Here is an 18860-nt window from a genome sequence, read left to right as displayed (position 1 = left end):
TCCTAATGCAATTACCTGAGAGAGACCTCTGCACGGCAAATCCCACACTTTTACTCTTTAACTATTTGATTTATTATGCTATTATTTCTCCATCCAAAGGAGGAAGGCATGGCTATTCGGCAGAAAGGACCTCGGTTGGGTGATTACTTCCTGGGGCACCGCAGAACCAAGACCACATTTCTGGATGAGATCAACGAACTCATCGACTGGCAGCCCATCAACGCCTTTCTGTGCAAGAAGATCAGGCGCAAGGCCAACGCCGTGGGCAATCCCGCCTATCCGCCTCTGGCGATGTTCAAGATTCTGCTCTTGCAGCGTTGGTACAACCTGAGTGATCCGGGCGTGGAGCAGGCGCTGCTCGACCGGCTCTCCTTTGTCAGATTTACCGGTTTTTCCATCGAGGACGACGTGCCGGACGAGACCACCATATGCCGTTTCCGTAACGGTTTGATCCGCCTGAAGGTGCTGGACTCCTTGCTCGACATGCTTAACCGCCAGCTTGAAGGACAAGGGCTTCTTGTCCGTGAGGGAGCCGTGGTGGACGCCTCGGTAGTCGAGTCGCAGCGGCGGCCGCGCAAGGTTATCGACGTGATGCCTGAGGACCGTTCCGAGGACGCCGAAGAACAGGATGGGCCGGTGGACTGCCGGGTCAGCTATTCGGATGACGAGGAGGCGGCCTGGCTCCGCAAGAGAAATCGGGCCTATTACGGCTACAAGCTCCATGCCGCGACGGACAGTCGAGACGGGTTTCTGCTCTGTGGTCACATCACTCCCGCGAACCATTCGGACACGGGCGAATTCGAGCGGCTCGTGAATGGCGTCGGCCTTGATCCCGGCGCACGGGTTTATGCGGACAAGGGCTATTGCAGCGGGAAGAACCGGGACATTCTGTTTGATCGCGATTTGGAGGACGGAACCATGGACAAGACGCCTCGTGGCGGCAGGCTGACAGACTTCGAAAAGACCCGCAACCGTGACATCAGCAGCATTCGGCAAATAGTCGAGCGGGCCTTCGGCACACTCAAACGTGGCTACGCATTCTTTCGGTCCCGATACGTGGGTCGTGAGAAGGTGGAGGGAGAGTTCCACATCCTCGCCATGGCGTTCAATTTGAAAAAAGCTGTTCGACTGGCGCGAGCCTGAAGGGAGAGGTGCGTCCAAAATCCGGCATTTCGGCCAGAAATGGCAGGAAAAGGCCGGGAATGAGCCCAAGCTGGGGTGCGGTCAGAACATCAAATTGGGTGCGGAGCGCAAGGCACGGACGCGAAAAGGGGATGCGCAGAGGTCTCATAGAAGGTGTCCTTGAGGACGTTACTGCCCGCAAGCAGCAGGAAATGGACCTGAAGCATCTGGCGACCATAGACAGCCTGACCGAAATTCCCAATCGACATCTTTTCTTTGATCGATCCGAAAGAGCATTGAAGCAGGCCAAACGCTACGAGAAGAAAGTGGCTGTCCTCTTCATTGATCTCGATAACTTCAAGTTGGTGAACGATACCTATGGTCATCGTACCGGCGATGAACTCCTCCGGGAGGTGGCGGCTCGTCTGATCAGGCGAATCCGCGAATCCGACACCCTGGCGCGATTGGGTGGCGATGAATTTGGCGTACTGCTGCCTGAAATCGAAACCGAAGAAGCTGCCAAAGTGGTGGCGAGAAGTCTGCTTGAGGAACTTGATCGTCCGTTCATGATAGATGGAGAATCCGTTAATGTGGGGGCGACTATCGGTATCAGTTTCTTTCCCGAAGATGGAAAGGATTGCGTATCCCTCATTAGTCGGGCCGACTCTGCCATGTATGGCGCTAAGCGAAAAACCGGTATCCGGTATGGAACATTTCGTGAGTTTGGAATCCCCAAGTAGCAAATTATAACATATTCGACCTCTCAAAGAAGCGCTTCGTCCTGACGGAGCGCTTCTTTTTTTATTCCGCTTGGGAAAAAAAGCGCAATTTTGTGATGGCGCGGCGAGTGAGGAACTGCACGGGTTCTCGAAGTCTAGACTTTGTTTAGATCGTGAGCAGAGTTAACAAAATAGACGACTTACGAGGTAGGAGATATGCGAAAAAAAGAGCTATGTACTTGACTAAACCCTTTTATCGGGGCATTGAGGACGGTAACTCTGAGAAAATAGTTTTTGTTCGGAGTTCCTAGCAAATTTACTGCCAAAGGACTTGGGTATGGTTTTCAACTGGCTACATTTTGCGATCGTATTGTTCTTGCTTGCGGGCTTCCTTTTTGCCTGTGGGCCATTGATTCTGGCAATGCTGCTTGCTCCGAAAGCTCGGGGCGGGGACGTGGGGATGCCGTACGAGTGCGGCATGGTCCCTTACGGCAGCTCATGGGCGAGATGGGGTGTATCCTACTATGTATACGCCCTGATCTTTCTCGCCTTTGATGTGGACGTCCTTTACCTGTTTCCGGTGTCCACGGCGTACGCAGACGTCGATGGATGGATTCCCTTCGTAAAGGTCTTCATCTTCCTGTTCTTCCTCATTCTTTCCGTCGCCTACTTCTGGGCGAAAGGGGTTTTCACATGGCCGCGCAGGATTCAGTAATGCAAAAGGATTTCCTGACGGCGGGCAAACATCACATGGATGCGCCCATCGTCAACATCCAGCTGGCGCAGGACATACTGGACGTCTGTCGTTCCATGTCCTTGTGGCCGATGACATTCGGGCTCGCCTGTTGCGCCATCGAAATGATGGCTACCGGCATGGCGCGGTTCGACATGGCTCGTTTCGGTGCGGAGGTTTTTCGCCCGTCACCGCGCCAGTCGGACGTGATGATCGTTGCAGGGACGGTCACCAAGAAAATGGCACCGGCAGTTGTCCGGTTGTACGAACAGATGCCCGGTCCCAAATGGGTCATCGCCATGGGGAACTGTGCGATTTCGGGCGGACCGTTCAAAATCAAGGACAACTACAATGTTGTTGCAGGGGTGGACACCCTTATCCCGGTGGATGTGTACGTGCCGGGATGCCCGCCCAGGCCGGAGGGGTTGCTGGAAGGATTCTTCCAGTTGCAGCGCCAGATTACCGGTAAGCGTTGGTGGCCCGTAGCCGCCGAAGTGGAGGGTTAGCCATGTTGCAGGCGCTTGAAGGAATAACCACACAATGCGTGGCCCGACAGGAGAAGGCGACGACTGGTCATGACTGGTCGGTCTTTCTCGCCCCGGGCCAATTGGTCAAGGCTGCGAAACAGCTCTACGCAGCCGGGTATTCGCTTGAGGATGTCCTTGCCCTGGATTTTGAAGAAGGGTTTTTGGTCCTCTATCATTTCAACCGTTGGGATGTGGATGAACGTGTGACGCTTCGTGTGCTGGTGGGAAAAGACAACCCCACGGTGCCGTCCATCGCGTCCGTGTTCGATGGTGCAGAGTGGCATGAGCGTGAGACTCGGGATTTTCACGGGGTGGTTTTTGAAGGAAACCCCAATCTTGTCCCGCTCCTGTTGGCCGCTGAAGATGTGGACTTCCATCCACTGGTCAAAACCGCCAAGGTTCGCAAATCCATCAAGGATATTCTGAGTCTTGGCGAGATCGTTTCCTGTGGCAGGGAAATAGAAGCATTGTTCGCGGAAGAAGAGGCCGAGGAGGCCTCTGATGCGTAGGCCGGGGCAACCGGTCGGTATTTAAACACCGGACTGAGAGTATATGTCGGCTTACCAAAATTTTGAACAGATGACGGGTGATTTCTACACCCAGAAGTTCGAGGCCGGGAAGCAGGACGGAACCTTAATCATTAATATGGGGCCGCAGCATCCGTCGACGCACGGCGTGCTCCGAATAGTGATCGAGGTAGACGGCGAGTACATCGTTCGTGCCGAACCAGTACTCGGGTACCTGCACCGCATGCATGAAAAAATGGGCGAGACTCAGACCTGGGGTGGCTTCATCCCGAATATGGGCCGCGTCGACTACGGACACGCAATGGCCTGGAACTGGGCCTATGTCGGGGCCGTGGAAAAACTGATGGGCATCGAAGTGCCCGAGCGCGCCGAATACCTGCGCGTGATAATGACAGAGTTCAACCGCCTTACCTCGCACCTTCTGTGGTGGGGCGCCTATATCCTCGACCTTGGTGCATTCACCCCCATCATGTACGCGTTCGACGATCGTGAAATGATACTGGACATCCTGCAACGCCCATCGGCTTCCAGGTTGACCTACTCGAACTTCCGTGTCGGCGGCGTACAGATGGACCTCGATGACAAGTGCATCGAAATGATGAAAGCGTTCATCCCGCACTTCAGGGAACGCCTGCCCATGTACCACGATCTCGTCACCGAGAATCTCATTCTCCGCAGACGTATCGAAGGGGTCGGGATCATCGATGAAGACATGTGTCGTCGTTATGGCTGCACCGGACCGGTTGTTCGCGGTGCGGGCGTTCCGTACGACGTCCGTCGCGCCGAACCGTATTCGGTGTATGACCGTTTCGACTTCGATATCCCCACACAGACATCGGCATGCTCGGCAGGTCGGTATCATGTGCGTCTGGCGGAAATGGAGCAATCCATGCGCATCATCGAGCAGGCATTGGAGCAGCTTGACTCCGCAGAAGGCGGGCACATCGTCAAGAAAGCGCCCAAGCCAGCGATGAAACCGCCGGCAGGCGAGGCGTACTTCAATGTCGAGGGCGGACGAGGCAAGGTCGGCGTGTATGTCGTGTCGGATGGATCCAAGGTGCCGTATCGCGTCAAGCTGCGTGCTCCCGGGTTCTCCAACATGAATGCCTTTGCCGAAGCAGCGACCGGGACCATCCTTGCGGATGCCGTCGCCATTCTCGGCAGTCTGGACCTGATCATTCCGGAACTCGACAGGTAGGGTGGAAATATGAATGCATTTATTGAACACATCGTACCGCTGCTGATAGCCGCTGTCGGGGCCATGGTCTGGCTGGGAGTCAACGCATTGGTGCTGGTCTACTGTGAACGTAAGTTCGCCGGCCACATCCAGCGACGTCCCGGTCCATACGAGGTCGGTCCGCACGGCGCATTACAGCCGCTCATCGACGGCCTGAAACTCATGAGCAAACAGCTCCTGACACCGGACAACTCCGATGCAATCCTCTTTTGGATGGCACCGATTCTGTCCATGATTCCGGTGCTCCTGCTCTTCATGCCCATTCCCTACGGTCCGGTTCTGACCGGAATGGAAGTCAACCTCGGTCTGCTTCTGATCCTGGCTTTCTCCAGTTTCAATGGGCTGGCCGTCATTCTGGCTGGTTGGGCATCCAACAATAAATGGGGCGTTCTCGGCGCGGCTCGTGCCGTGGCCCAGACCGTTGCCTACGAAATCCCGCTGCTGCTCACCGTTCTCACGGTCTCCTTCATGACAGGTACACTGAACCTGTCGGAGATCACGCTGATGCAGGGTGGGCATATCGGTAACTGGATTATCTGGAAGCAGCCGCTGGCCTTCCTGATCTTCATCATCGCCATGTTCGGTGAAACGAACCGTGCTCCTTTCGACCTGGCCGAAGCCGAGTCGGAACTGACCGCCGGTTTCCACACGGAATACTCCTCCATGGGATTCGGCCTCTTCTTCATGGCTGAATACGGGTACATGGTCGTCATGTGCTCCGTCTGTTCGGTCCTGTTCCTGGGCGGATTCAACGGTCCCTTCCCCGGCGTGGAAGGGTGGTGGTGGATGCTGATCAAGACATATGCGCTGCTCTTCGTCATGATCTGGGCTCGCTGGACATTCCCCAGGGTACGCTTCGACCAGTTGCTGAATATCAACTGGAAGTGGCTCCTGCCGCTGGCTACCGCAAACCTGCTCGCCACGGCGCTGCTCATCAAGCTGTAGAGGTGTAGGAATATGAGTACATTCAGAAAACACGTCATACAGCCCATATTGGACTGCTGGTCATTGCTGGTCGGTCTCAAGATCACCGGTAAGTACTTCTGCAAACCGCAGGTCACCGTCCACTACCCGCGTCAGGTCATCGATGATGAGAATCTGTCGACCTATGGCGGACACGTGGAACTTATCGGCAAGCCCAAGGATCCGGCCATGCCCAAATGCATCTCCTGCATGATGTGCGTGACCAACTGCCCGAGCAAGTGCCTCAAGCTGGTGAAGCAGAAAGCACCCAAACCTACGCCCGAAGAAGAAGCAGCCATGAAGGCTGCCGAAGAGGCGGGGGAAAAGGTCGTCAAGCCAAAGGCGCCGAAGAATCCGGCCAAGTTTACCTACGATTACACCCTGTGCAGCCTGTGCGGTACCTGTATCGACAACTGTCCGGTGAAATCGCTGAAGTTCTCCAACAACATCTACTGGGTCGCCTCGAGCAGAGAAGAGATGAACATCGACCTCATCGCTCGCCTGAAAGAGCAGGCAACACAAGTGTCTGCATCGGCACCCAAGGCCAAGGCCCAGAAAGCCGAGGCGGAGAAGGAGGCGTAAGTTATGGAAGTAATGGCTAAAGTCGCATTCAGCGTCTACACGCTCATCATTCTGGGCGGATCCATCGTAGCTGTCTCCAGCTCCAGTTTGGTCCGCGCTCTGGTGGGCCTTATCACGACGCTCATCGGTGTGGCCGGCATGTACATGCTGCTGGCAACCCCGTTCATGGCTTTCATGCAACTGCTCATCTACGTGGGTGCCGTTTCGGTTCTCATCTTCTTCGCGGTCATGCTGACCCGTGCGGAGAAGGGCGGGGATGAATCCGGTGCCGCCCCCATGAAGACCTATGTGTTCGGATTGGCGGCCACTATCGCGCCCGCTGCGGTCCTGGGCTGGCTGGTCATGACACGGCCGGTGGAATCCATCGCGGTTCCTGCCGAGGTCACGATCAAGCAACTGGGGCTTGAGCTTATGGGCTCCTACTTTCTGCCCTTTGAGTTGATATCGGTCATCCTCATGGTCGCCATGTCCGGCGCCGTGCTGCTGACCTGGGAAAAGAGGGGGAAGAGATAGATGAGCGCCCTTACCTTATATCAAATTGTAGCGCTGATTCTGCTGTGTGCCGGGCTTTTTGGCCTCACGCAGAGAAGAAGCCTAATCGGTATGCTGATCTGCGTGGAGCTGATGCTCAACGGAGCCGGTCTGTCCATGGTGGCAGCGGCCCAGCTCACGGATTTCAGTGCGGCCCTCGGTCAGCTCGGCACCCTGTTCGTCATGGGACTTGCCGCGGCTGAAGCGACTCTTGTGCTGGCTATCGTCATTGTCGTTGCCAGACGGTTCGGTTCCGCGAGAACCAGTGACATCACTACCTTGAAGGATTAGCTGTTATGAATGGGGTTACCATAGAAAGTGCCCGGATTCTGCTGCCGGTGGTGATTACACTGATCGCACCGCTCTTTGTCTGGCTCATGAGAAAAGATGAGAACAAACGTGAGGCTGTCAGCTTCATTGCTGCTGCAACCACGTTTATGACTGTGTTGTCCATGGCTCCGGCCGTCCTGAACGGCGAAGTCTGGTATTACCATGTAACGACGATCATGCCCGGGATAACCATCGCGTTTGCCGCAGACGGTTTGTCCATGGTCTTCGGCCTGATCGCACCGTTCCTCTGGTTCTTCGTAACCAGCTACAACATCGGCTACATGCGCGGTCTCAATGAACACGCGCAGACCCGGTACTATGTCTGTTTCGCCGTTGCCATCTTCGGTGCCATCGGCGTTGCCCTCTCGGCCAACGTGTTTACCCTGTATCTCTTCTACGAGATCATCACGGTCTTCACGTATCCGCTTGTTTATCATCACGAAGATGAGGAAGCACGGATCGGCGCCCGCAAGTACATCGTTTACTTGATGGGTACCTCGAAGCTCTTCCTCCTGCCCGCGATGGTCCTGACCTACGTGCTGGTCGGTAACCTCGACTTCCACCTGGCGGACATCGTCAACGGCATGTTCACCCCGGAAGTGGTTGCGGAGAGCCCGCGACTTGTCGCGCTGACCTACTGGCTGTTCATCTTCGGTATCGGTAAAGCGGCGCTCATGCCGTTCCACAACTGGCTGCCTTCGGCAATGGTCGCACCGACTCCGGTTTCGGCTTTGCTGCACGCAGTGGCCGTTGTTAAGGCCGGTGTCTTCTGTGTCTGCCGCATCATCCTGTCCGCCTTCGGAACGAAGACCGCCGGGATGCTGACCATGAGTCAGCTCTTTGTCGGCGCACCGGGCACCTGGCTTGGTGATCTCTCCATCGCCCACGGAACCGCGTACATCGCCGGGTTCACCCTGGTGGTGGCATCATTCATCGCCCTGACCAAAGACGACATCAAGGCGCGGCTGGCTTACTCGACGGTAGCCCAGCTTTCCTATGTCGTGGTCGGTGTGACCATGCTGGTCGATGCGGCGGTGCAGGGCGGCGTGATGCATATCGCGCACCACGCCTTCTCCAAGATCACACTCTTTATGGGTGCCGGTGCCATCTATGTGGCCACGCACCTTAAAAAGATATCGCTCATGGACGGACTGGGACGGAGAATGCCTTGGACCTTCGGTGCGTTCGGTATCGCCTCTCTCTCGATGATAGGCATGCCCCCGGTCTGCGGGTTCGTGTCCAAATGGTATCTGGTCAATGGAACACTCGATTCCAACCAGTTGCCGCTGTTGGTTATGCTGCTGCTCAGTACGGCTCTGAATGCCGGTTACTTTGTGCCTATCCTATACCGCGCCTTCTTCAAGGAGCCGGCACCGGAGGCCAATATCAATCAGTATAACGAGGCTTCCAAGACCATGGTTGTGCCGCTGTGCATCACGGCGACCATCTCCGTGTTCCTGGGTCTGTATCCGCAGACGTTCCTGAACTTCGTCAACATTCTGGGCAAGTTCTAGGGGGTATATATGAGTCAACAAGGTTTAGGGGAACTCCTCGCCAAATGGAGAGACAACGCAAAGACGTGGAAGTACATCTTCTTTGCAGTGCTCGGTGTGCTGCTGGTACTCAACGTCCCGTTTGTTTCCCATCATCCGCACTTCGGTCTCGACAAGTACCCCGGATTCTTTGCCGGATTCGGACTCTTTGTCGGTCTGGGCATGGTAATCATCATGAAGAAAATCGTGCAGCCTTTTATCAAGCGCAAGGAGGACTACTATGGAGACTAGTTTCGTCCATCCCTCCATGGCGTTTCTGGCGCTGGCGGCCATTGTGCCGCTTGTCCCGAAAGGGCTGTGGCTGAACAAGGCCTTTCGCGGCACCCTCGGATTGGTTGCGCCGCTGATGGCTATCGCTTCGGTCATGTCGGTGGAACCCGGCATGTACGGAGCCGTCGAATATCTTGATCAAACCCTGACATTGGGAAGAGTGGACAAATTGTCCCTCGTTTTCGGTCAGGTCTTTGCCATTATCGCCTTCATCGGCGGTATATACGGCATGCACGTGGAAGACAGGGGCCATTATGTGGCAGGATCGCTCTATGTGGCAGGTGGCTTCGGCTGCGTGTTCGCCGGCGATCTGCTGACGGTCTTCCTGTTCTGGGAGCTGATGTCCATCGGTTCCACCTTCCTGATCTGGCAGGCACGGACCAAAGAGTCTGTCCGCGCAGGTTTCCGCTACTTCGTGTACCACACGGTGGGCGGTCTCTTCCTGCTGGCCGGTCTGCTGCTCAAGTACAAGGCCACCGGTTCATTCGCCTTTACGGCGGCTGATCCCACGGCAGGTCATTTGTACGACTGGCTGATCCTCGCCGGATTCTGCGTCAACGCCGCTGTGGTGCCGCTGCACGCATGGCTGCCCGATGCCTATCCGAGAGCATCCATCGCCGGTGCGGTGTACATGTGTGCCTTCACCACCAAGACGGCTGTCTACGTTCTGGCCCGCGGCTTTGCCGGGTGGGAAGTGCTGGCTATAGCCGGTACCTGTATGGCGGTCTTCGGCGTACTGTACGCGTGTATCGAAAACAACGCCCGCCGCATCCTGTCCTACCACATCGTTTCACAGGTCGGATACATGGTCGCCGGAATCGGCATAGGTACCGCCATGACGCTCAACGGCGCAGTGGCTCATGCGTATGCCCATATCCTTTATAAGGGTCTGCTCTTCATGGGCACCGGTGCCATCCTCTACGCAGTGGGCACTGCCAAGCTCGATAAGCTCGGCGGTCTGGCCTACAAACTGCCATGGGTCATGGTCTGGTACATGGTCGCGGCCCTGTCGATCTCGGGTATGCCGCTCTTCAACGGCTTCATCTCGAAGACCATGACAATCACCGGTGCGGCCGAGGCCCACCGCGTGTTCCTGGCGCTCGGCATGGAAATCGCCGCTGTTGGTACGTTTATCTCGGTCGGTATCAAGCTCCCATACTTCGCGTTTTGGGGTGGCAAGAAGGAATACACCGGCGAGATCAAGCCGCTGCCGTTCAATATGTACGTCGGCATGGGCATTTGCGGTCTCCTGTGTATCGCTCAGGGTGTATATCCGGACATGCTCTACCGCTATCTCCCGATGGCCGTGGAACATCAGTTCGAGCCCTGGCATATCGACAAGGTCATCAACTCGGGTCTGCTGCTCGGCTTCTCCGGCCTGGCATTCTACCTGACCCGTTCGGTCATCAAGCCCCATGATTATCTCAATCTGGACTTTGACTGGTTCTACCGCCTGATTGGTCGCGTGACCATGCGTGCGGTGTGCTGGCCTGTATCCAAGATTGACGATGTTTGGACCGAGGTCTACCGCACGGTCGGCCTCAAGGCCTTGGTCAAGGCGGGTAGTGGCACCAGTGTCTTCGATAAGAAGGGCATTGATACAGTGGTGGACGGAAGCGCCTATTCCGTCAGGTATCTGGGCAAGGTCGGAGCCAAGGTTCAGACCGCGAATCTGCAGGATTACCTGGCGTTTGCAACCGTTCTTGGTTTGGGCATTTTCGCCCTGGTATGGTACTTCGGCTAAGCCGGACAATCTAAGGAGAGCTCATTTTGGACTTCGGATATCCGGTACTCACACTGTTGATCGCATTCCCGCTTGTGGCGGCATGTGGTCTCTTCTTCATCAAGGCCGCGCCGGTGGTGAGGGTCTACACCCTTGCAGTGTCACTCCTCGAGTGCCTGCTCGCCGTGCCGCTCATGAACTTCAAACTCAACGCTGAATTCCAGTTTGTCGAGAAAATCGACTGGGTCCACCAGTGGGGCCTGCAGTATTATCTCGGCGTGGATGGAATCAGCATCCTCATGGTCCTGCTGACCATAGCGGTCCTGCCGCTGTGCGTTCTGTGCTCTTGGACCTATATCGGCAAGCGGGTCAAGGAGTTCCACTTCTGTCTGCTGTTCATGACCTCATCGGTCCTCGGCGTTTTCTGCGCGTTGGATCTGGTCCTGTTCTATGTGTTCTGGGAGGCCATGCTGATCCCCATGTATCTGCTGATCGCAGTATGGGGCGGCGACGATCGCAAGTACGCATCGTTGAAGTTCTTCCTCTACACGCTGGCAGGCTCAACGCTGCTTCTGGCGGCCATCGTTGCCTTCAGAATCACCGGTGGAACCTTCTCCATCCCCGATCTGATGCAGATGAACTTCAGCTTCCGCTTCCAGTTCTGGGCATTCCTGGCAATGGCCCTCGCCTTTGCCATCAAGGTGCCCATGTTTCCGTTCCATACATGGCTGCCCGCAGCGCACGTTCAGGCGCCTTCGGCCGGTTCCGTCATACTGGCGGCCGTTCTGCTGAAGATGGGAACCTACGGATTCCTGCGCTTCTGCCTGCCGCTCACCCCGGCTGCCAGCGAATACTTCGCCCCGATGATGATCGTGATTTCACTTGTATCCATCATCTACGGCGGAGCCATCGCGCTGGGACAAACGGACATCAAAAAACTGATCGCCTACTCATCAGTCGGGCATATGGGATTTGTCACACTCGGCATCTTCCTCTTCAATATGCGCGGCGTGGAAGGGGCGTTGTTCCAGATGCTGAACCACGGCATCGTCACCGGCGCACTCTTTATGATGATCGGTTGCGTTTACGAGCGCAGCCATAGTCGCGAAATCGAGGATAACATGGGTATGGGCAAGTATCTGCCTGCCTTCATGTTCTTCTGGGGGCTCATGGCCCTGGCCTCATTCGGCTTCCCCGGGACCAACGGGTTCGTCGGTGAGATTCTCGTTTTCGTCGGCGCATTCCAGGAGAGCACCTGGATTGGTTTCCTGTGTGTTCCCGGCGCATTGCTGGCCGCGGCATACATGTTCCGCGTATCGCTCAAGATGGCATGGGGTAAGCCTTCCACGGCCAAGACATGGAAGGATCTGAATGCGCGTGAGTGGGTCTACCTGACCATTCCCGCAGTATTCGTCCTCTGGATCGGTCTGGCACCCACGCCGTTCTTCAAGATCATCGATCCGTCAATTGACAAGCTGCTCAACGACTTCGACAAGCGCAAGGTCGCGCATCTCGAAGAAGGGCAGCCGATGCAAACTGCCGCCAATGACATTCTCAGTGTCTTTGCGGGCAATAAGTAGGGGGCCTTGACGTGAACTACAATCTCAGTCTCATCGTCCCGGAACTCTTCTATCTCTTCCTTGTGGTGGCTTTGATGATTCAAAGCTGCGGCAACAGGGAGTGGAAGCCTGATGTCGAGAAATGGCTGCCTTTTGGAGCCGGTCTTGGCCTGTTTACAACAATTGCAGCCTACAGCGCCCATGGCACACTGTTTTATGATGTCTACAAAGTGGACCTCATGTCACAGTTCTTCAAGATCGCCATTGCGTTCGGCTTCTTTGTCATCGTCCTGAATACATCGCGTCAGCCCACGCTGGCCGACGAGAAACGAGCCGATTATTACATGTTGCTCGGCTTCTCCACCCTTGGCCTGATAATGCTCGCTTCCTGTGTGGAACTGATCACCATCTACCTGGCGTTGGAGCTGGCCTCCTACTCCATGTATGCGATCATCCCGCTGCGGGCCAAGTCCAAGGGTGCTGCTGAGTCGGGCGTGAAGTACATTCTGTTCGGCGCCGTAGCCACGGCTCTGGCGCTGTATGGTTTGTCCTATGTCATGGCCAGCCAGCACACGACGTATATTGCTGAACTCGCCACGAAGAACTGGCACTTTGCCGAGAACCCCATGGCCGTGGTCGGACTCTGTCTGTTCCTTGGCGGGATGTTCTTCAAGCTGGCATTGTTCCCGTTCCACTTCTGGTGTCCGGATGTCTATCAGGGAGCCAGCAACGAGACTGCAGCCTTTGTGGCGACCATGCCCAAGATGGGTGCCATCGTTGTTCTGGTTCGTTTGGCTACTTTCCTTGAACCGGGACTGGAAATCACCACGCTGCTCGCCATACTGGGCGCGTGTTCCATGACCTTCGGCAACCTCAGCGCACTGGTACAGAAGGACCTCAAGCGACTGCTTGGTTTCTCTTCGGTGGCGCACGCCGGGTACATCATGGTCGGTCTGGTCAGCGGCACGCCGGAAGGTCTGGGTGCTGCGGCGTTTTATGCCATGGCCTACCTGTTGATGAACCTGCTGGTCTTCTGGGTCATTTCTCGCGTAGCAGTGGATGGACGAAACCTTGAGTACAGTGACCTGAATGGATTGTACAAGAAGGCGCCGGTGCTGGCGTTCTCCCTCGCGGCCGGTGCGTTTGCTCTTGTCGGGCTGCCGCCGACCATGGGATTCATGGGCAAGTTCTTCCTGATCACCTCTGCATGGGATCATGGATACAACTGGCTGGTTATCATTCTGGTGCTGAACTCCGCCATCGCCATCTACTATTATCTGAGTCTGTTCCGTCACGCCTTCACTGAAGAGAAGGTACCCGGAAATCACCCTGATCCGGATAACGGTTGGTTTGCTTCGGCTGGAGCCGGTATGCTGGCTGCTGCCGTGTTGGTCGTGGGAATCCTCCCGGCGCCATTGTTCAACTTCGCCATTGACGCTGGCAAGGTCCTCTACGGCATCGCTGTCGCTACTGGTGGCGGCGGACACTAGATAGTCCTATTAACGAATATAAGCCCCTGTCTGAAAACCAGGCAGGGGCTTTTTTTATCTAATGAACAGGAATATGTTTTGTAAGAATGAGCGTTTTTTCTGCTCTCACTTGCTTCACCCGTTTTGGGGCGTTATCTTGTAAGAAGGGAGATACAATATGCATGAAACAAGTTTGGGCGGAACGATCCGCGATTACCTGACTGGTGAAGAGATCGATGAAACGACGTTTGAGGAGTTTCGACAGGCGTTGGCGCGCTTCATGGTCGAGGAAAAGGGATATCCCAAGGAACGGCTCAAGGCCAAGTTGCCGTTGACATATTGTGTCGAGGACGAAGAGTTTGAGCGGCCAATTGATCTGGTGTTGTATGATGAGAACGACAAGCCTATCTTTCTGGTAATCTTCTGTGCCGGAGAGGTGGGGACTTTTGAGCGGGAAACAGTCTGTGCAGCCCGACTCATTGAGGGTGGCCCGGTGCCTTTCGCCGTTGTCTCCGATTCCATGGATGCGTCCCTGCTCGATACCCGAACAGGTGAGCTGATCGGCAAGTCCATGCAAGCGATACCTGATTACGAAGCGTTGATGGAGATGGTCAACGAGGCCGAGATTCAGCCTTTGACCGATGAGCAGCGCGACAAGCAGACCCGCGTTTTTCATACATACTGCGGCTTCATATACGGAACGTGCTGCAGTGAATCCTGCTCCTTGCCGCCCATGCCTGAGCGTGTGAAGGGCAGTGAATAGCAGAGGATATCATTTTGCATGAATCAAAAGATAAGCGACCGGTGATAGAGGAGAAATCACCGGTCGCTACACCACAAGAAGCTGACTCTAGTTGTTAGCAGTCCACGAAGACAATGCATCCTTCGGGGCATGAATTCATGATATCCTGCACTTCTTCTTCCGTAACCTGGGAGCGACAAACATACGGCATATCGAGATTGTCGTCCCATTCAAAAACATCAGGGTTCAAGTCGACACAGCCCTGGCACAGGCGGCAATCGCCCAGCTCGATGGCGACCTCACGAAGTTGTGTACAAGTCTTTTTCGTTGTCATGATTTTATAGTAGTAATAGTTCCTATGTTTGACAAGTGCTATTGATACAATTTCCCTAAAATATAAAGGATTGTGGCGTCAACGAATCATGGATGCTTATTTTTGAGCTATGTAAATCGTTGAATCTCAGCCATTTTTGCTCTACGTTGCTCGTTATGGAGTTGAAAAGGAATATATATCTGATTGGCCCCCGGGCTTGTGGCAAGACCAGTATTGGGCGTGCTCTGGCTACATCGTTGGGTGTCGATTTCATTGATACTGACCATGCGCTTGTAGAGAGTGTGGGCATGGAAATTTCCGACTACATCGATGCCAATGGTTGGGATGGTTTCAGAGAAAAGGAAAGCGACATCTTGTCATCGGTTTCCAGCAGTTCTCCGAAAGTGGTCGGATGTGGCGGTGGTATCGTTCTTCGGGAGCAGAATCGTTCTCTGCTGAGTGGCGGCACGGTGATTTACCTGAAAGCTTCTGTCGATACGCTGGTCCAACGGCTGATGGCGGATCCCAATGAAATGCAACGCCCATCATTGACCGGGAAACCACTGGATGAAGAGGTCCGGGAGATTCTGGCAGAGCGTGCGCCTCTGTATGAAAGGTGTGCCGATATTATCCTGCCGGAAGGGGAAATCGATGAGATCGTCCAGTACGCAATGTATAAATTGGACAATATTTCCTGAGCTTTTTGACAGTTCGCCCCGACAGGCATACACCCCGTTGTATGTTTCGAAGTATCTGTAGCACGGTGTCGGTCAAGGAATGACATGCGTTCGAAAGTGATTTCGCCATACTGGCTGCCAATTTTCTTTTTTGCAGGCCCCATTCTTTTGGGAGGACTGGCTCTATATCTGGATGCCAGTCATCCTGGCGGCCCGTTGAGCTTTCTGGATGCCTTGTTCACCGCAACATCGGCCATGTGCGTCACCGGTCTGATTGTTGTTGATACCGGCAGTTACTTTTCTCTCCTCGGCCAGACTATCATCCTGCTGCTGATCCAGCTTGGCGGCCTGGGGATCATGACCTTCACAACCCTGCTGATCTACCTTCTGGGACAGCGTGTTCCGCTGAAAGACCGTTTTGCTGTCGGCCAGACCTTGCTGCATGATCCTTCCTTCAGCCTCCTTCGTTTTCTTCTTCTTGTGGTGGGAGCAACATTTTTCTTTGAGCTGTCTGGAGCAGTGGCGTTATGGCTACTGGACCCTGTCGGGTTCCATCCGTATTCCGCGTTGTTTCACTCCATATCAGCCTTTTGTAACGCCGGTTTCTCTCTCTACCCGGATTCACTGTCCAATTGGAGCGGCGATGCCGGAATCAATATCGTATTCATGGCGTTGATTACCCTCGGCGGGCTGGGATTTTATGTGATTCTGGAGTGCTCCCGCCTGTTGAAGCGGCTGCTGACCAATCGTCATTCGCTCAAGACGGGTATGCCCTTGCTCAGTTGGCATTCTTACATCGTTTTGAAAACATCCGCATTTCTAACGCTTGCAGGGGCCGCGATCTTTTTTATCGCTGAGGGAGCTGCAGGGAATGCTCCTGACTCTTACGGGGAGTGGATCCTTACATCGTTATTCCAGTCTGTGACCAGTAGGACAGCCGGATTCAATACTGTGGATATCGGGACCATGACCAATGTTTCACTGGTCTTCATGATGGCCTTGATGTTTGTCGGTGGCTCTCCCGGTTCGTGTGCCGGAGGAATCAAGACGACAACCTTCCGGGCATTGTGCAGTTTTGTAGCTGCCCAGTTCCGGGGCGAGAGCCAGGTCAGAATCGGGCGTTTCGCCTTGAGTCCGGCGGCGATGAATAGGGCAATCACCCTGTTCACCATGTCCGTTTTGCTGGTATTTGTCGGTACCATCTGCCTCACTTCGCTGGAAAGTGCTGATGTTGCTTCCTATTTGATGGGCAGAGATAAATTTATGGTCAACATGTTTGAAATAGTTTCCGCATTCGCCACCGTCGGTTTGTCCACGGGCATCACCGGTGATCTGAATGGCGCGGAAAAAAGTATGGTAATCGTATTGATGTTCGTGGTCAGGCTGGGGCCTCTCTGGCTGCTGTCCGCATTGAATAGCTGGCAGTCCGAGCGCCGGTACGAATTGCCCTCGGCGGATTTGCCGCTGGGGTAAGGCAGGAGTTGCGTCATGGCAGACAGAAAGGAAATAGGCGTCATCGGGTTGGGAAAATTCGGTTATTCCCTAGCGGAAGCATTGGTTGGCCTTGGTCATTCCGTGGTTGGCGTAGATAATCAGGGCGACAATGTTCGCAAGGCACAGGATAAGCTAACGCAAGTCTTCAGGGCCGATGCCACTGATGAAAAAGCGCTGGAGCAGATCGGCTTCAAGGACCTGGAGCGGGTGATCGTTTCCACTGGCGATTCCATGGAGGCGTCCATTCTTGCGGTACTGAATCTGTTGTCGCTTGGGGTGGAGGAAATCTGGGTCAAAGCAATCAGCGAGGAGCACGAACGGGTGCTTTATAAACTGGGTGTACACCATGTTGTCTTTCCCGAGGCTTTTGTCGCTTTTCAGTTGGCCCAGCGCCTGACCACACCCGGGATTCACGATTACTTCGGGCTAGGGTCGGATGTCGCCACCCGCGAGATACTGGTCAAGTCATGGGCAGGAAAGACCTTGCGTGAACTGGATTTGACCAATACTTTTCATATACAGGTGATAGCCGTTCGCCGCCGGGAGGAAGCAGAATTCAGCTTTGTTCCCAAGGCTGATATGGTATTTGAAGAAGGAGATGTCATTGTGTTGATAGGCAAGACCAATGACGTCATGCGCATAGAGAAATCCTAGGGAGAGAGTATGTACGGAAGTACGTTTGGAGAACTGTTCAGGCTGACCACGTTTGGGGAATCCCATGGCGCGGGGCTTGGGGGAGTAGTTGATGGTTGCCCTGCGGGTATTCCACTGGATGAATCCATCATTCAAAAAGAGCTGGACCGTCGCAAGCCAGGTCAGGGCGGCGTGGCGTCGACCACGCGAAAGGAGCCGGATCAGGTTCGCATTCAGTCGGGTGTGTTTGAGGGAGTGACCACTGGAACTCCCATCGGTTTATTCGTGGAGAATACAAATCAGCGTTCCCATGACTATTCCACTATCAAGGAAATTTTTCGCCCGGGACATGGTGATTTCACCTATACCGGCAAGTATGGCGTTCGCGACTACCGCGGCGGCGGACGTTCGTCCGGGCGGGAGACCGTTTCTCGCGTAGCCGGTGGTGCCATTGCTCAGGAGCTGCTCAAGCAGGAAGGGATTTCAGTATACGCCTACACGGTCGAGCTGGGCGGAATCCCTGCTGAAGTGATTGACTATGAAGGCTCCACAGACAGGGAATATTTCAGCCCGGACCCGGATGCGCCTGCCAAATGGAATGAGTATGTGAGTCAGGTTAAAGACGAGGAAGACACCCTCGGTGGTGTTGTCGAGGTCCGAGCAACCTCGGTTCCCATCGGGCTGGGTGAGCCGGTATTCGGCAAGTTCGATGCCCGTATCGCCCATGCGCTGATGTCCGTTGGTGCAGTCAAGGCAGTGGAAATCGGCGCAGGAACGGAAGCGGCTCGCAAGCGTGGAAGCGAGAACAATGATCCGCTCACACCAGAAGGCTTCCTTTCCAACAACGCCGGTGGGATACTTGGCGGTATTTCCTCGGGACAGGATGTGGTCGCTCGGGCATACGTCAAGCCTATCCCTTCTATTCTTCAGGAACAACGGACGGTTACAGTCGACGGGCAGGAAACGTTCGTGATGATTGGTGGCCGACATGACATCTCAGCTATTCCCCGTATCAATATGGTCCTCAAGTCCATGTTGGCACTGACCATAGCCGACCTCCTGCTCATAGACCGTCGGCTCGGCCGAACCCGCTAGACCGGCTGGACATTGAACAGACCATGGTATAATTATTCGAACATGCTGTTAATACTGAATC

The 18860-nt window shown here is 54.9% G+C and carries 21 protein-coding genes; 20 read left to right on the top strand and 1 reads right to left on the bottom strand.

From position 1 onward, the window contains the following. Positions 1 to 75: 75 nt before the first annotated feature. From DPRO_RS03945 to DPRO_RS03870, 16 genes are all read left to right on the top strand, one after another. Positions 76 to 1143: an IS5 family transposase gene (locus DPRO_RS03945; RefSeq protein WP_097010253.1), complete on the top strand. Its 1068-nt coding sequence runs from the start codon at positions 76 to 78 to the stop codon at positions 1141 to 1143. 131 nt (positions 1144 to 1274) lie between these two features. After that, the gene (locus DPRO_RS03940) at positions 1275 to 1862 is read left to right on the top strand and encodes a GGDEF domain-containing protein (RefSeq protein ID WP_232005697.1); all 588 of its coding nucleotides are present in this window, start codon (positions 1275 to 1277) and stop codon (positions 1860 to 1862) included. A gap of 316 nt (positions 1863 to 2178) precedes the next feature. After that, positions 2179 to 2556 carry an NADH-quinone oxidoreductase subunit A gene (locus DPRO_RS03935; RefSeq protein ID WP_097010888.1) on the top strand — a complete coding sequence of 126 codons (378 nt, stop codon included), beginning with the start codon at positions 2179 to 2181 and terminating at the stop codon, positions 2554 to 2556. Continuing rightward, complete coding sequence (locus tag DPRO_RS03930; RefSeq protein ID WP_097010887.1) at positions 2535 to 3080, top strand: NADH-quinone oxidoreductase subunit B; 546 nt, start codon at positions 2535 to 2537, stop codon at positions 3078 to 3080. Before DPRO_RS03935 ends, DPRO_RS03930 begins: the two co-directional genes overlap by 22 nt. Positions 3081 to 3082: 2 nt before the next feature. Next, positions 3083 to 3610, top strand: coding sequence for an NADH-quinone oxidoreductase subunit C (locus tag DPRO_RS03925; RefSeq protein WP_097010886.1), 528 nt, complete (start codon positions 3083 to 3085; stop codon positions 3608 to 3610). A 43-nt stretch (positions 3611 to 3653) separates the two neighbouring features. Beyond that, positions 3654 to 4826 (top strand): NADH-quinone oxidoreductase subunit D, encoded by a 1173-nt coding sequence (locus DPRO_RS03920; RefSeq protein ID WP_097010885.1) that lies wholly within the window; start codon positions 3654 to 3656, stop codon positions 4824 to 4826. A 9-nt stretch (positions 4827 to 4835) separates the two neighbouring features. After that, positions 4836 to 5810: an NADH-quinone oxidoreductase subunit NuoH gene (gene nuoH, locus DPRO_RS03915; protein WP_097010884.1), complete on the top strand. Its 975-nt coding sequence runs from the start codon at positions 4836 to 4838 to the stop codon at positions 5808 to 5810. A gap of 12 nt (positions 5811 to 5822) precedes the next feature. Beyond that, entirely contained in the window at positions 5823 to 6410 is a 588-nt protein-coding gene (locus DPRO_RS03910; protein WP_097010883.1) for a 4Fe-4S binding protein, read from the top strand. Between the two features lie 3 nt (positions 6411 to 6413). Beyond that, positions 6414 to 6923, top strand: coding sequence for an NADH-quinone oxidoreductase subunit J family protein (locus DPRO_RS03905; RefSeq protein WP_097010882.1), 510 nt, complete (start codon positions 6414 to 6416; stop codon positions 6921 to 6923). Further along, complete coding sequence (nuoK, locus tag DPRO_RS03900) at positions 6924 to 7232, top strand: NADH-quinone oxidoreductase subunit NuoK (protein WP_097010881.1); 309 nt, start codon at positions 6924 to 6926, stop codon at positions 7230 to 7232. It begins immediately after the preceding gene. 5 nt (positions 7233 to 7237) lie between these two features. Continuing rightward, positions 7238 to 8785, top strand: a complete 1548-nt coding sequence (locus DPRO_RS03895; RefSeq protein ID WP_097010880.1) for a monovalent cation/H+ antiporter subunit D family protein — start codon at positions 7238 to 7240, stop codon at positions 8783 to 8785. Between the two features lie 9 nt (positions 8786 to 8794). Then, positions 8795 to 9055: a hypothetical protein gene (locus DPRO_RS03890; protein WP_097010879.1), complete on the top strand. Its 261-nt coding sequence runs from the start codon at positions 8795 to 8797 to the stop codon at positions 9053 to 9055. Continuing rightward, positions 9045 to 10838: a Na(+)/H(+) antiporter subunit D gene (locus tag DPRO_RS03885; RefSeq protein ID WP_097010878.1), complete on the top strand. Its 1794-nt coding sequence runs from the start codon at positions 9045 to 9047 to the stop codon at positions 10836 to 10838. The genes DPRO_RS03890 and DPRO_RS03885 overlap by 11 nt, the downstream gene beginning before the upstream one ends. A 23-nt stretch (positions 10839 to 10861) precedes the next feature. After that, positions 10862 to 12397: a complex I subunit 4 family protein gene (locus DPRO_RS03880; protein WP_097010877.1), complete on the top strand. Its 1536-nt coding sequence runs from the start codon at positions 10862 to 10864 to the stop codon at positions 12395 to 12397. A gap of 74 nt (positions 12398 to 12471) precedes the next feature. Then, on the top strand, positions 12472 to 13866 hold the full coding sequence (locus DPRO_RS03875) for an NADH-quinone oxidoreductase subunit N (protein ID WP_173806834.1): 1395 nt from the start codon (positions 12472 to 12474) through the stop codon (positions 13864 to 13866). Between the two features lie 157 nt (positions 13867 to 14023). Continuing rightward, a complete protein-coding gene (locus DPRO_RS03870; RefSeq protein ID WP_097010875.1) occupies positions 14024 to 14608 on the top strand; it encodes a type I restriction enzyme HsdR N-terminal domain-containing protein in 585 nt (194 codons plus the stop codon). Between the two features lie 94 nt (positions 14609 to 14702). Here the strand turns inward: DPRO_RS03870 and DPRO_RS03865 are convergent, their stop codons facing one another. After that, positions 14703 to 14921 (bottom strand): 4Fe-4S domain-containing protein, encoded by a 219-nt coding sequence (locus tag DPRO_RS03865; RefSeq protein ID WP_097010874.1) that lies wholly within the window; start codon positions 14919 to 14921, stop codon positions 14703 to 14705. Positions 14922 to 15076: 155 nt separating this feature from the next. On the opposite strand from DPRO_RS03865, the gene aroL reads away from it, so the two are divergent. The 4 genes from aroL (at position 15077) to aroC (ending at position 18799) form a co-directional block, all read left to right on the top strand. Next, positions 15077 to 15598: a shikimate kinase AroL gene (gene aroL / locus DPRO_RS03860; RefSeq protein ID WP_173806832.1), complete on the top strand. Its 522-nt coding sequence runs from the start codon at positions 15077 to 15079 to the stop codon at positions 15596 to 15598. An 84-nt stretch (positions 15599 to 15682) separates the two neighbouring features. Then, the gene (locus DPRO_RS03855) at positions 15683 to 17050 is read left to right on the top strand and encodes a TrkH family potassium uptake protein (protein WP_097010873.1); all 1368 of its coding nucleotides are present in this window, start codon (positions 15683 to 15685) and stop codon (positions 17048 to 17050) included. A 15-nt stretch (positions 17051 to 17065) separates the two neighbouring features. Continuing rightward, positions 17066 to 17725: a potassium channel family protein gene (locus tag DPRO_RS03850; RefSeq protein ID WP_097010872.1), complete on the top strand. Its 660-nt coding sequence runs from the start codon at positions 17066 to 17068 to the stop codon at positions 17723 to 17725. A gap of 9 nt (positions 17726 to 17734) precedes the next feature. Then, a complete protein-coding gene (gene aroC / locus DPRO_RS03845) occupies positions 17735 to 18799 on the top strand; it encodes a chorismate synthase (RefSeq protein ID WP_097010871.1) in 1065 nt (354 codons plus the stop codon). Positions 18800 to 18860: the final 61 nt, after the last annotated feature.

It is taken from the genome of Pseudodesulfovibrio profundus (assembly GCF_900217235.1).
Lineage (GTDB): Bacteria > Desulfobacterota > Desulfovibrionia > Desulfovibrionales > Desulfovibrionaceae > Pseudodesulfovibrio > Pseudodesulfovibrio profundus.
This window is presented reverse-complemented; position numbering and strand designations above follow the sequence as displayed.